At 53.5% G+C, this 13,384-nt stretch carries 9 protein-coding genes; 8 read left to right on the top strand and 1 reads right to left on the bottom strand.

Annotation, left to right across the window (positions count from 1 at the left end; translation table 11 throughout):
• Positions 1 to 34 precede the first annotated feature (34 nt).
• Positions 35 to 1,267, bottom strand: coding sequence for a nitrate/nitrite transporter (locus AWJ19_RS13605; protein ID WP_068724451.1), 1,233 nt, complete (start codon positions 1,265 to 1,267; stop codon positions 35 to 37).
• 777 nt (positions 1,268 to 2,044) lie between these two features.
• Between AWJ19_RS13605 and hydE the strand changes: the two genes are divergently transcribed.
• The 8 genes from hydE (at position 2,045) to hydF (ending at position 13,365) form a co-directional block, all read left to right on the top strand.
• Positions 2,045 to 3,094 carry a [FeFe] hydrogenase H-cluster radical SAM maturase HydE gene (hydE, locus tag AWJ19_RS13600; RefSeq protein ID WP_068724449.1) on the top strand — a complete coding sequence of 350 codons (1,050 nt, stop codon included), beginning with the start codon at positions 2,045 to 2,047 and terminating at the stop codon, positions 3,092 to 3,094.
• A 40-nt stretch (positions 3,095 to 3,134) separates the two neighbouring features.
• Complete coding sequence (locus AWJ19_RS13595; protein ID WP_068724447.1) at positions 3,135 to 4,127, top strand: 2-oxoacid:acceptor oxidoreductase family protein; 993 nt, start codon at positions 3,135 to 3,137, stop codon at positions 4,125 to 4,127.
• A gap of 22 nt (positions 4,128 to 4,149) precedes the next feature.
• A complete protein-coding gene (locus AWJ19_RS13590) occupies positions 4,150 to 6,441 on the top strand; it encodes a thiamine pyrophosphate-dependent enzyme (RefSeq protein WP_068724445.1) in 2,292 nt (763 codons plus the stop codon).
• A gap of 26 nt (positions 6,442 to 6,467) precedes the next feature.
• Positions 6,468 to 6,968, top strand: coding sequence for an NADH-quinone oxidoreductase subunit NuoE (gene nuoE, locus AWJ19_RS13585; protein WP_082707875.1), 501 nt, complete (start codon positions 6,468 to 6,470; stop codon positions 6,966 to 6,968).
• 148 nt (positions 6,969 to 7,116) lie between these two features.
• Positions 7,117 to 8,886 carry an NADH-quinone oxidoreductase subunit NuoF gene (nuoF, locus tag AWJ19_RS13580; protein WP_068724608.1) on the top strand — a complete coding sequence of 590 codons (1,770 nt, stop codon included), beginning with the start codon at positions 7,117 to 7,119 and terminating at the stop codon, positions 8,884 to 8,886.
• Between the two features lie 17 nt (positions 8,887 to 8,903).
• Positions 8,904 to 10,640 (top strand): NADH-dependent [FeFe] hydrogenase, group A6, encoded by a 1,737-nt coding sequence (locus AWJ19_RS13575; protein ID WP_241781734.1) that lies wholly within the window; start codon positions 8,904 to 8,906, stop codon positions 10,638 to 10,640.
• 76 nt (positions 10,641 to 10,716) lie between these two features.
• On the top strand, positions 10,717 to 12,141 hold the full coding sequence (gene hydG, locus AWJ19_RS13570; protein WP_241781733.1) for a [FeFe] hydrogenase H-cluster radical SAM maturase HydG: 1,425 nt from the start codon (positions 10,717 to 10,719) through the stop codon (positions 12,139 to 12,141).
• A 24-nt stretch (positions 12,142 to 12,165) separates the two neighbouring features.
• A complete protein-coding gene (hydF, locus tag AWJ19_RS13565) occupies positions 12,166 to 13,365 on the top strand; it encodes a [FeFe] hydrogenase H-cluster maturation GTPase HydF (protein ID WP_068724438.1) in 1,200 nt (399 codons plus the stop codon).
• Positions 13,366 to 13,384: the final 19 nt, after the last annotated feature.

The raw sequence follows: 13,384 nt of genomic DNA, 5'->3' as shown, positions 1-13,384 counted from the left end.
AGTTCACCACCTCGAAGTTTTCTGTACGAGCTGATTAGAAATTAACCCCGGATTCTGCCTTCGCCCATGATTTTCTCCAGGATCTTGTTACAGCGTAGAAGATTAGCGTGGTGAGAAGCACAATGGAACCAACCACGAGAAATCCGGTAACTTGTGAGCCTGTGGACTGCTTTAACGGGCCCAGGACGTAAGTCGGCAGCAGATACCCGCCAAGACCTCCGGCAGCACCGACAATGCCGGTAATGACTCCGATCTCACTGGAGAAGCGCTGAGGGATGATCTGAAAGACCGAGCCGTTCCCCATCCCGAGGCAGGCCATCATCACGCTGGTATAGAGCAGCATTACCAGGAATGAACCCGGCATTGAGGCAATCGCAAATGCACATACCGAAATTACACTGTACAAAACAAGCAGCAGGCGCATGCCGCCAATCCGGTCCGCAATCCATCCGCCTAAAGGCCGGAAGAAGCTGCCCGCGACGACTGTAATGGTGACCAGGTATCCTACCTGGATTTTGGTGAGCCCTCCTGGGTGTGCGCCGTCGCCGTATACATCATAGAAGAAAATGCTCGCATAGTTGGCAAACCCGACAAACCCGCCGAAGGTAATGGCGTAGAACATCGAGAACCACCAGGTATCCGCATGCTTGAAGACGCTGAGGTAATCTTTGAGCGGTTTGGGTGCAGGGGCATTTGGAGCATCTTTAGCCAATATAGCAAAAGCAATCATTACGATCCCCAGAGGAATCAGCGCGAATCCGAACACACTGTGCCATCCGTAAGCCTGGGCGATTTGCGGTCCGAAAAAGGTGGCCAGCGCGGTTCCGCTGTTTCCTGCACCGGCAATACCCATCGCCAGTCCCTGATATTGCGGAGGGTACCAGCGGCTTGCAAGGGACAGCGATACGGCAAAGCTTGCACCTGCGAAACCGAGCAGGAAACCGATCATATGAATCTGCAGCAGGCTGCTTCCGCCAAGCCAGCCCCACAGGAGGGGGATAATGGTGAGAAACATCCCGGTCAGGCCCGCTTTTTTGCTCCCGATGCGGTCTGCCAGGATCCCCATTGGAATCCGGAAGATCGAACCGCCGAGGATAGGTATGGCGACCATGGCTGCTTTTTGGGTATCTGACAATCCGAAGTCCTTGGTAATGTAGAGCGATAGCGCTCCGCACAGCACCCAAATCATAAAACTTACGTCAAAGTACAAAAAAGCAGATAACAGACTCGGGGCATGACCCGCCTTGCGAAAACTTTTTGCTTCCATTGCTGACATCCTCCTTTTAATAAACCCAAGTAATAAAAATGACAAAAAAGGGCCGACTGACAGAACCCGCATACCTGCGGATTGTGTTAATCGGCCCCGTTGCCAATTGCAGCCACGTCATCGTAGCTGACTTAATAATCTAATGTAAGATTGCCGGTTCAACAAGCCGTCCAGCCACAACATTGTGGTGAGAACTCGTTGTTTCCTTCTTTGACACAATGCTGTGTCGTTGAAATCTTATATTGTCAATATAAATAGTCACACTGAAAATGTCAATAATCATGACATATAAATTTTTATTAATTCGTATTTACGCTTTTTTTAAAGAGGTTTTTTGTAAAAGTGTTAGGAAATATAACATTGTGTGATGCGGATTGTCGTCGATCTCTTTTTTTCTACGTCTGGTGAACTGCGGCAATGCCCGCATTGCGGAACGAAACTGAAGCGGAACCATACCGCTTGGCATAAATAGTTCAATTCCCTGAGCGGAATCTTCGATTACGTTAGCTGTGTTCTATTTAAGTAGAAGCAATCCGCCCCGATTCTCAATTGGACTGAGAATGACACATCTCCGACAAACCCTGTCGGCATACCCGTTATGCATACACTTTTCAACAATTCCCAAAAAGATCATAACCTGCAGACAAAACCCGGCATTTAAGCATCGGCTGCGGCATAGTCTAGAGTATTCTTAGCAAGTAAATTATTTTAGCAAATCAGAGGGCACAGCAATCTGCTATGGCTTAATCCTGCCGCAAGGACGGAGGCCACTGAACAATGGAAGCATTGCTTGACAAATTATCTGAACAGCATGAATTGACAGAAGAAGAGTTAGTCTGGTTTCTCGGCCATCTGACTCCTGAGCTGAAGAAGAAGCTGTACAGCCGGGCATCAGAAGTCCGTAAGCAGCATTATGGTGTAAGCGTTTACTCTCGCGGGCTTATTGAATTTTCAAGCTATTGCAGGCGTGACTGCCTGTATTGCGGACTTCGCCGCTCCAATTCCAGGGCAGAGCGTTACCGGCTCACTGAGGAAGAGATTCTTGATTGCGCGGCGGAAGGCTATGAGCTGGGCTACCGGTCGTTCGTGCTGCAGAGCGGGGAGGATATCATCTATACGGAGCAGGTATTGACCTCTATTATCCGTGAGATGAAGCTGCGTTTTCCGGATGCTGCAATCACCCTGTCAGTCGGGGAACGGAGTGAAGCCTTTTACTGTGCACTGTATAATGCCGGAGCTGACCGCTATCTGCTGCGTCATGAAACTGCATCCCGTGCGCTCTATGAATCACTGCATCCCGGAATGTCGTTTGATAATCGCATGGACTGCCTGCGTATCCTCCGGGAGATTGGCTATCAGGTGGGGGCGGGCTTTATGGTCGGGCTTCCCGGCCAGACACACCGGCACCTTGCCGAGGATCTGCTGTTTGTGAAAAGATTTCAGCCCGAGATGATCGGCATCGGCCCGTTTATTCCGCACAGTGCTACACCGCTTAACGGAGCGGCGGGCGGGACGGTGGAAGATACGCTGGTGATGATCGCCATGGCCAGGCTTATGGTGCCGGATGCTCTAATGCCTGCAACTACTGCTATGGGCACATTGGACCCGTCAGGCCGGGAAAAAGCGCTCCAGTCAGGTGCAAATGTCGTCATGCCCATCCTGTCACCACTGCAGATCCGCAGCAAATACGCGCTGTATGAGCAAAAAATCTGCATGGGCGATGAACCGGAGCATTGCCGCAGCTGTCTCGAAATGCGGATCGCCGTCTCCGGTTACCGGATGGAATTCAGCCGGGGGGATCACTGCAGATATAACGTACAACTATAAAACAGTAAGTGAATATTTTCACTATTAAGGAGGAAATCCGTTGTCTACCTTGACCAAGAAAAATGCACTCGGCTTCTTTGAGATCCGCCTGGAATCCATCGGAGGGCTTGGCGCCAATCTGGCCGGTAAAATGCTGGCCGAGACCGGAGCGCTGGAGCTGGGCTTCAATGCCGCTAACTTCTCGTCATACGGTTCCGAGAAGAAGGGCTCGCCTGTTAAAACCTTCGTCCGGTTTTGTGATCCGGAGATTGAGATCAGGGATCACAGCCCGATTGAGGAGCCGCATCTGATCGCTGTTTTTCATGAAGCGCTGTACAAAATCGTAAATGTAGCCAGCGGGCTGCAGCCTGACGGGGTGATTCTGGTCAACACGACCCGCAGCTTTGATGAAGTCCGTACCAGTCTTAATGTGGAATCCGGTACTGTCGCCCTTATAGATGCGATGGGCATCGCGGTGGAGGAGAAGACCAAGATTAACACTGCAATGCTCGGCGCCATGTTCCGCATCTGTGACTTCCTTGATCCTGAAGCGATGCGAACCGTGATTCGCCGGACCTTTGAGAAAAAGTACCCGCAGCTCGTGGAGCCCAATCTCCGCACGTTCGACCGGGGCTACAATGAAGTGCAGTTCAGGACCTATGAGGTACCGGAGGGTTCGCAGATCAAACCCTTTAAGCGGGTGCAATCGCTGCTTGGATATCAAACACAGCTGCCTGGCGGCGTAATCACGGCCCAGGGCAACAGTATTCTGAAGGATCTGGGCGGGTCCCGGGCCGGACTGCTGCCGGAGTTCCATGCGGAGAAATGCATCAGCTGCGCAGCCTGCGATAATGTCTGTCCCGATTACTGCTTTGTATGGGAAGCGGAAGCCGATAAGCGCGGCCGCCTGCAGCAGGTACTGAAGGGCATCGACTACCAGTACTGCAAGGGCTGCCTGAAATGCATTGAAGCGTGCCCGACTGATGCGCTGACCAGCCTTCGTGAAGAGCCGGGATATGCCGAGCAGCACCGTGTTGCCCAAGTGTTCTGTTAATTAAAGAGGGAGGAACCGACCAATGGCTGTTAGTGAAAATCAATTATCCGGAGCGGTGCCGGCTGAGCAGGTCACCTGCTTCGAATCAGGAAATGAAATGGCGGCAACCGCTGCTGCTCAAATTAACTATCATATGATGGGCTATTTTCCAATTACCCCCTCGACCGAGGTTGCCCAATATCTCGACCAGATGAAAGCACGCGGCCAGCATGATATTCAGCTCGTTGCCGCAGACGGGGAGCATGGCTCGGCGGGAATCTGCTATGGAGCTGCGATGGCAGGAGCACGGGTGATCAACGCAACCAGCTCGCAAGGCTTCCTGTACATGCTGGAGCAGCTGCCCACCCAGTCGGGAACCCGTTTTCCAATGGTGCTCAACCTTGTAACCCGGGCAGTCAGCGGTCCGCTGGATATCCGCGGCGACCATTCCGACCTGTATTACGGCTTGAACACAGGCTGGGTTATCCTGACGGCTAGTACACCGCAGGCGGTCTATGACATGAACATTATGGCGCTTAGAATCGCCGAGCACTCAGAGGTACGGCTGCCGGTTATTGTGGCTTATGACGGATTTTTCACCTCACATCAGAAACGCAAGGTGAAATATTTTAAAGACAACAGTGTGGTTCAAGGCTTTGTCGGGCCTAACCCGAACCACAGCTATCCGAATGTGTCCGACCCGTCCCGCCCGGTAACCATTGGCGCCCATATGGGCGGAGATGATCTGCTGAACAACCATTACCAGCTGTCCGAGGCTTTGGAGAAAGCGGGCGGTGTATACAGTGAAGTTGCCAGGGACTATGCGCTGCTGTCCGGCAGGGAATACAAGATGCTCGATCTGTACCGAATGGAAGATGCTGAATACGCTGTATTCCTGCTGAATTCCGCCGGAGAGACAGCTAAAGATACCGTTGACCAGCTCCGTGCCAAAGGAATTAAGGCCGGGCTGATCCGGCCGAACATCATCCGTCCGTTCCCGGCCGAACAGCTGCGCGCTGCACTTAAGAATGTCAAAGCACTGCTTGTGGGTGAACGGGCTGATTCCTACGGTGCCCAAGGCGGAAATCTCACCCATGAAATCCGTTCGGCGCTGCAAGTTGATCCCGATAACAGCACGATTGTCCTCTCCCGTATCTTTGGACTGGGCGGCAAGGATTTTTATGCCGATGATGCGGCAGCTTTTTTCCAGCTGGCAATGGATGCGGCCGGAAAAAGCTATGCGGAGAAGCCTTTTGACTACTACGGCTATTATCCGGGCGAGGAAAAGGATGCTCTCGCTCCCGTAATGGAGCCGCTGCACGGAAATGCCTACAACACAGGGCTGATTCAAGTCACTCAGAATGAAGAAACGGGACTGCTCAAGGTGAAGCTGCCGCCGCTGCGGCAATTGACCGTGAAGCCGCACCGGCTCGCTCCCGGACATGGTGCATGTCCCGGCTGTGGCGCACTGTCTGCGCTGGAGCTCTTTTTTAAAGGAATCGAAGGGGATATGGTTGTGCTCTTCCAGACCGGCTGCGCTTATGTGGTCACTGCAAGCTATCCATATTCCTCGCATAAGCAGACCTTCGTGCACAATCTGTTCCAGAACGGGGCGGCTACACTTGCGGGTATGGTGGATGCGTTCTATGAACTGAAGCGGCGCGGAGAAATCCAGGTTGCGGATGATGTCACCTTTGTCATGGTCTCCGGGGACGGAGGCATGGATATCGGGATGGGGGCCACCGTAGGTGCAGCGCTGCGCAATCATAAAATGATCATTCTGGAATATGACAACGAAGGCTATATGAATACCGGATCGCAGCTGTCCTACAGCACACCGGTGGGCCACATGACCAGTACTTCAGGCGTCGGCGTAGCCCAAAAAGGCAAAAAAGGCCACCACAAGGATACCGCCCAAATTCTCGCTGCCTGCAACATCCCTTATGTGTTCACCGGAGCGGAAAGCAATCCCCAGGACCTGCTGCAAAAAGCGGCGAAAGCCCAGTGGTACGCCAACAATGTCGGAACCGCATACGGAAAAATACTCTGCGCCTGTCCGCTCAATTGGAAAACACCGGATGACCAGGGAAATGAGCTGGTAAAGGCAGTGGTGGATTCCTGCTTTTTCCCGCTGTATGAGATTGAACAAGGCATCACCCGCATCACCTATAACCCTGAGGATAAAGGAAAACGCATTCCTGCGGTCGACTGGCTGAAGCGTATGGGCAAAACGAAGCATCTGGTGAAGGACGCGGAGCTGCTGCAGGATTTTGAAAATGAAATTGAACGACGCTGGAGCCGCCTGAAGCTTAGACATGAGCATGAGCTGCTCTAAATCGGAATGGAAGGGAGCAGTCTGAGGTGGAACAACATCAACCTTGCAGCAGCAGTACCATTGCCGAAGCCGACCGGAAGCTGGAGCAGATCAAGCTGGCCATTAACCAGTTTAAGCAGATGAAGGGTGCTTTAATTCCAATATTGCATGAGGTTCAGGATGTGTACGGGTTTTTGCCTGAGCCTGTGCTTCAGGTGGTGTCGGCAGAGCTTGATTTGCCCATGAGCGAAATCTACGGCGTTGCGTCGTTTTATCATTTCTTTTCGCTTACTCCGAAGGGAGAGCATGTTATCCACGTCTGCATGGGCACTGCCTGTTACATTAAGGGGGCTCAAGGCATTCTGGACCGGCTTAGCACAGAGCTAAAGGTTCCCGTTCAAGGTACGACAGAGGACAATAAATTCACACTGGAAGCGACGCGCTGTCTCGGAGCCTGCGGGCTGGCCCCTGTCCTGACCATCGGGGAAAAGGTGCATGGACGCCTGACGCCGAACTCCGTACCAAAAATGCTTAAGGAATATAATTAGTTCCCGCAGTAAACGCAAATTGTTAACGGGAGGTATCGGCATGAAGCTGTTAACGGATCTTGATGCCATCCGCACGCTTACCCAGGGACGGCTGGATAACCGGAGGATTAGCGGGGCATCAGGAAAATCGGTTACGTTCAGATCCGTAATGGTATGCGGCGGCACTGGCTGCACATCATCGGATTCGAATAAAATCATCGCTGCACTGGAGCAGGAAGTCGCCGGCCGCGGCATCCAGACTCAGGTGGAGATCGTACGCACCGGCTGTTTTGGGCTGTGTGAGCTGGGTCCGGTCGTGATCGTCTATCCGGAGGGGATTTTTTACAGCCGGGTGGAGGTCCAGGATATTCCGGCGCTGGTAGAGCAGCATTTGGTCAACGGCAAGCCGTATGACAAGAAGATTTATGAGAAGACCCGCCAAGGCGATGAGCTGCTGAACTTTGAAGAAACCGATTTCTACAAAAAACAGGTACGGATTGCGCTGCACAACTGCGGTGTGATAGACCCTGAAGTGATAGATGAGTATATTGCCAGTGACGGCTACCGGGCGCTTGCCCAAGTGCTTACGACAATGAGTGCTGAGCAGGTCATTGATACAGTGAAAAAGTCCGGCCTTCGCGGCCGTGGGGGCGGCGGCTTCCTGACCGGACTGAAGTGGGAGTTCGCTGCCCGGCAGAACAAACCGCAGAAGTATGTAATCTGTAATGCCGATGAGGGCGATCCGGGTGCGTTCATGGACCGTTCGATTCTGGAGGGCAATCCGCATTCAGTTATTGAGGCAATGGCGATAGCCGGATATGCCATAGGTGCCAATCAGGGATTTATCTATGTGCGGGCAGAATATCCAATTGCTGTTCAGCGGTTCACGAAGGCGCTAGAGCAGGCAAAAGAGTACGGACTGCTGGGCGATGATATTTTCGGGACGGGATTTGCTTTTAACATTGATGTACGTCTGGGAGCCGGGGCTTTTGTCTGCGGGGAAGAAACGGCGCTGATCCACTCGATCGAAGGACACCGGGGGATGCCGACGCCGAAGCCGCCGTTCCCGGCCGTTGAAGGGCTGTGGGGCCAGCCGACCATTATCAACAATGTGGAGACGCTCGCCAATATCGGCCAGATTATTCTGAAAGGCGCAGAATGGTATGCCGCAATCGGCACGGAAAAGTCGAAGGGCACCAAAGTGTTCGCGCTTGGCGGCAAGGTGGTGAACACCGGCCTGGTTGAGGTCCCGATGGGCATTACGCTGCGTGAGGTCATTTTTGAAATAGGCGGCGGGATACCCGGCGGCAAAAAATTCAAGGCTGTACAGACCGGCGGCCCGTCCGGCGGCTGTCTGACTGAGGAGCATCTGGATTGTACGATTGATTTCGATACGCTGACCAGCCTTGGCTCGATGATGGGCTCAGGCGGGATGATCATTATGGATGAGGATACCTGCATGGTCGATGTTGCAAGGTTCTATCTGGATTTCACCAGAGATGAATCGTGCGGCAAATGCACCCCTTGCCGGATTGGAACGAAACGGCTGCTGGAGATGCTGGATAAAGTCACTTCCGGCAAAGGTACGCTGGAGGATCTTGATAACATGGAGCAGCTGTCCCTGCAGATCAAGAATGCTTCCCTGTGCGCGCTGGGGCAGACGACTCCGAACCCTGTGCTGTCGACTTTAAAATATTTCCGTGAGGAATATCTCGCTCACATTACGGACAGCAAATGCCCGGCAGGTGTATGCAAAGCGCTGATCTCCTATGAAATTGATGCGGAGCTGTGCAAAGGCTGCAGCCTCTGTGCACGCAAATGCCCGAGCGATGCCATTTCCGGCAAGGTGAAGGAGCCGTATGTGATTGATAAGGCGGCCTGCATCAAGTGCGGCGTCTGCTTCGATGTATGCAAATTCAAGGCGGTAGCGATAGTCTGACGATAGGAGTGATCAGCTTGAACACGGTCAAAATCATGATCGACGGGGTAGAGACGGAAATCGTCAAAGGCACCACGGTGCTGGAAGCCGCCCGGGATCAAGGTATAAATATCCCTTCCCTTTGTTATCTGCAGGGAGTTAATCATTCCTCCAGCTGCCGTGTCTGTGTGGTTGAGGTCGGACCGCGGCTTATCGCCTCCTGTACGCTGATCGCCGAGGAAGGCATGAAGATTCAGACGAATACGAAGAAGGTCCGCGATGCCCGGAGGACGTCGGCCCAGCTGCTGCTCTCCGATCATGACCGGGAATGCCTCAGCTGCTCGCGCGGCGGCAATTGCGAGTTGCAGAGTGTATCAAATTCGCTTAACATCCGCGAAGTGACATATACCGGTGAGCATTCGAGCCGGGAAAGGGATTATTCGTCTCCGGCAATTGTACGGGATGCTTCCAAATGCATCCTCTGCGGGCGTTGTGTCGGGGCCTGCGGTACAGTGCAGACTGTGGGTGCGATTGGTTTCGCCAAGCGGGGCTTTGACACCGTTATCTCTACAGCCTTCGGCCGTCCGCTCGCCGAGTCAACCTGTGTCAACTGCGGCCAGTGTATCATGGCCTGTCCGGTCGGCGCCCTGACTGAGCATGAGAATATCCGCGATGTATGGGATGCCATCGCTGACCCGGACCAGTATGTCGTTGTGCAGACGGCCCCGGCTGTTAGGGTAGCCCTTGGCGAAGAGTTCGGCCTGCCGGTCGGTACCCGTACAACCGGCAAAATGGTTGCCGCGCTGCGCCGGCTCGGCTTCAATAAAGTATTCGACACTGTCTTCGGGGCGGATCTGACGATTATGGAGGAGGGCACCGAGCTGCTCTCCCGGCTGTCCAGCGGACAGAACCTGCCGCTGATGACTTCCTGCTGTCCGGGCTGGGTCAAGTTCATGGAGCATAACTTTCCCGATATGCTTGATAATCTGTCCACCTGTAAGTCGCCGCATGAGATGGAAGGGGCGATGGTTAAATCCTATTTTGCCGGCAAGCTTGGACTAGATCCGCAGAAGATCACCGTTGTATCGATCATGCCTTGTACGGCCAAAAAGTTTGAAGGTGCACGTGAGGAGCTGTCCAATGAAGACATGCAGGATGTGGACTGGGTGCTCACGACCCGCGAGCTGGCCGCGATGATTAAGGAGGCGGGGATTGATTTTGTTAACCTGAAGGATGAGGAATTCGATAATCCGCTCGGCGTCGGTTCCGGTGCAGGAACGATCTTCGGGGCGACCGGGGGAGTGTCAGAAGCGGCTTTGCGTACCGTCTTCGAGCTGGTTTCCAATCAGCCGCTCGATACCATTGAGTATACCGCTGTGCGCGGGATGGAGGGCATTAAGGAGAATACGGTCGAGCTGCCGGACGGCCGCAAGATCCGGACAGCTGTTGTCCACGGGCTCGGCAATGCCCGCAGGCTGATGGAGGCGATGCAGCGCGGGGAGAATAGCTATGACTTCATGGAAGTCATGGCCTGTGCCGGCGGCTGCATTACAGGCGGAGGCCAGCCGATTCTCAGTGCGGCAGACTGCGGACAAATGGATGTCAAAGCTCTGCGCGCCAAAGCGATTTATTCCGAGGACGAAGCCCAGACCGTCCGCAAATCCCATCATAATCCGTTCATCAAGCAGCTCTACGCCGAGTTCCTCGGCGAGCCGAACAGCCATCTGGCCCATGAGCTGCTGCACACGCATTATACAGTGCGGACGAAATATTGATTAATATTCATATAAAAGGGAAAAGTGGAGTCACTTCGAACCCCGTTAATTGTAAATGTTAAGGAGGAGGGCACATTTGCGCAAGGATTGGGAACCGGCGGACTTCATCGACGACGCGGAGATTACAGCCAGCCTGCAGGAAGCCAGGCGGATGGCCGGGAGCAGGAGCGTTGTTCAGTCTATTTTAGATAAAGCGAGAGCCTGCAAGGGGTTAACCCACCGGGAAGCGGCAGTGCTGCTGGAGGTCAGGGATGAGGATATTCTGCAGGACATTTATAAGTCAGCCAAAGTCATAAAAGAGAAGATTTACGGCAACCGCATCGTCCTGTTTGCACCGCTGTATATCAGCAACTATTGTGTCAATAACTGCGAATATTGCGGCTATAAGCACTCGAATCAGGATTTTGTACGGCGGAAGCTGGGCAAAGAAGAACTTACGGATGAAGTTAGGGTGCTGCAGGAGCTGGGTCACAAACGGCTGGTGATAGAAGCGGGAGAGGATCCGGTCCATTGTGATATAGATTATGTGGTTGATGCTATTAAAACGGTCTATTCCGTTAAAGTGGATAACGGCAGCATCCGCCGGGTCAATATCAATATTGCCGCAACTTCAGTCGAGGATTACCGGAAGCTGAGGGATGCGGAGATCGGGACATACATTCTCTTTCAGGAGACCTATCACAGGCCGACTTATGCCGGGCTCCATCCGAACGGGCCCAAGCACGACTATGACTGGCATACTACCGCGATGGACCGGGCACAGCTCGGCGGCATTGATGATGTTGGTGTAGGCGTATTGTACGGATTGTATGATTACAAATACGATACAGTGGCCATGCTGATGCATGCCGAGCATTTGGAAGAGCGGTTCGGCGTAGGCCCCCACACCGTCTCTGTCCCGCGGCTGCGGGAAGCGGCAAATGTTAATCTGAAAACGTATCCATATCTGGTGAAGGATGAGGAGTTCAAGCAGCTGGTTGCCGTCCTGCGGCTGGCGGTTCCCTATGCGGGCATGATTTTGTCCACCCGGGAAGAGCCGGCATTCCGGGATGAGGTCATCCAGCTCGGCATTTCCCAGGTCAGCGCCGGATCAAGCACCGGGGTCGGCGGGTATATGGAAGCGAAGCAGGGCACGGCAGGCTTTTCAAAAGAAAAACCGCAATTCGAGGTAGGCGACCACCGTTCACCGGAGGAGATTATCCGCGGGCTGTGCCGGGACGGCTATGTTCCCAGCTATTGCACAGCCTGTTACCGGGAAGGGCGTACCGGCGACCGGTTTATGCGGCTGGCCAAATCGGGGCAGATCCATAACGTATGCCAGCCGAATTCGCTTTTGACCTTCAAGGAGTATCTGCTGGATTATGCGGATGCTGAAACCCGGGCCCTGGGTGAAGAAATTATCCGCAAAGGGCTTGAAGACATTCCCAAGGAAGCTGCACGCAAAATCACCAGGGAACGGCTGCAGCGGCTGGAGAACGGGGAACGGGATCTGCGCTTTTAATAGACCCATAAGGAGAGATTGGCCATGCAAACTACACCGCAGCCGGGCAAGATGCACATCGCAGTCTTCGGCCGGCGCAACTCCGGGAAGTCCAGTCTGATCAATGCGCTAACCGGCATACCTTATCAGGTGGTCGGCGATCAGCCGGGCACAACGACAGAACCGGTGTTTCAGGCTTATGAGCTGCCCAAAATCGGCTCCGTCATCATTATTGATACGGCTGGCATAGATGAAGATAAAGATACAGGACCTTTCCGGGTACAGAAGACCCGCGAGGTTATGGATCTGACCGATCTCAGCCTCCTGATTTTCTCCGGGGAAGAGGATGATTACAAGCTGGAGAAGGAGTGGTACCGGGAGCTTGCCAAGCGCCACATTCCGGTCATCGGCGTTATTGCCAAGGTGGATGATCATTATGTGGATCTCGATCAGTTGAAAAGCGAGCTGAACATCCCCTTCGTTAAGGTCAGCTCCCGCCGAAACATCAACTTTGGCAGTCTGCGCCATGCGATCCGCGAATTTGCCCCGGCCGAATTTGAACGGCCCACCATTCTTGGTGATCTGGTCCATCCGGGAGAAGTCGTCGTAATGGTCATGCCGGATACGATTCCTGCACCCAAATACAGGCTGGTAGCTTCCCAGCAGCAGATTCTGCGAGATTTGCTCGATCATCATGTGATGGCTCTGTCCGTTACAGAGGTGGAGCTGCCTACACTGCTGATGAATCTGAAGGGCATGCCCGATCTGGTCATTACAGACTCTCAGGTATACGACAGTGTGAACGAGATTCTGCCGGCCAATGTTCCGCTGACTACCTTCGCAATCCTGATGGCCAGATTTAAGGGGGATCTGACCACCTTTGTAAAAGGCGCAGAAGCGATTTCCACGCTGAAGCCAGGTGACAAGGTACTGCTGTCAGAAGCCTGTATCCATCATCCGCATAACGGTGAAATTGACCGTGATCTGGTAAAAAAGAAGCTGCAGGAAACAGCCGGCGGCGGTCTTGAGATCGAATCCAGTGTCGGGCCAGATTTTCCGGCGGACTTGTCAACGTATAAGCTGGTCGTGCACTGCGGCGGCTGTATATTTAACCGTAAGCAGCTGATGACAAGGCTGGCGGATTCCGGTGCCCAAGGTGTGCCGATCACGAATTACGGCATTTCCTTTGCATACTTCAAAGGCATCCTGCCGCGTGTGCTGGAGATTATGCAAGTGAAATCATAAGGGGAGATCTTTGTGGAGA

Source organism: Paenibacillus sp. DMB5 (assembly GCF_001517085.1).
Taxonomy (GTDB): Bacteria; Bacillota; Bacilli; order Paenibacillales; family Paenibacillaceae; genus Paenibacillus_AQ.
The sequence above is the reverse complement of the archived record's forward strand: the minus strand, read 5'-3'. Positions and strand labels throughout refer to the sequence as shown.

Excerpts from the sequence above, each read along its gene's own strand:
- AWJ19_RS13605 (WP_068724451.1), bottom strand. The coding sequence starts at position 1,267 with ATGGAAGCAAAAAGTTTTCGCAAGGCGGGTCATGCCCCGAGTCTGTTA.
- hydE (WP_068724449.1), top strand. The coding sequence starts at position 2,045 with ATGGAAGCATTGCTTGACAAATTATCTGAACAGCATGAATTGACAGAA.
- AWJ19_RS13590 (WP_068724445.1), top strand. The coding sequence starts at position 4,150 with ATGGCTGTTAGTGAAAATCAATTATCCGGAGCGGTGCCGGCTGAGCAG.
- nuoF (WP_068724608.1), top strand. The coding sequence starts at position 7,117 with ATGGTATGCGGCGGCACTGGCTGCACATCATCGGATTCGAATAAAATC.
- hydF (WP_068724438.1), top strand. The coding sequence starts at position 12,166 with ATGCAAACTACACCGCAGCCGGGCAAGATGCACATCGCAGTCTTCGGC.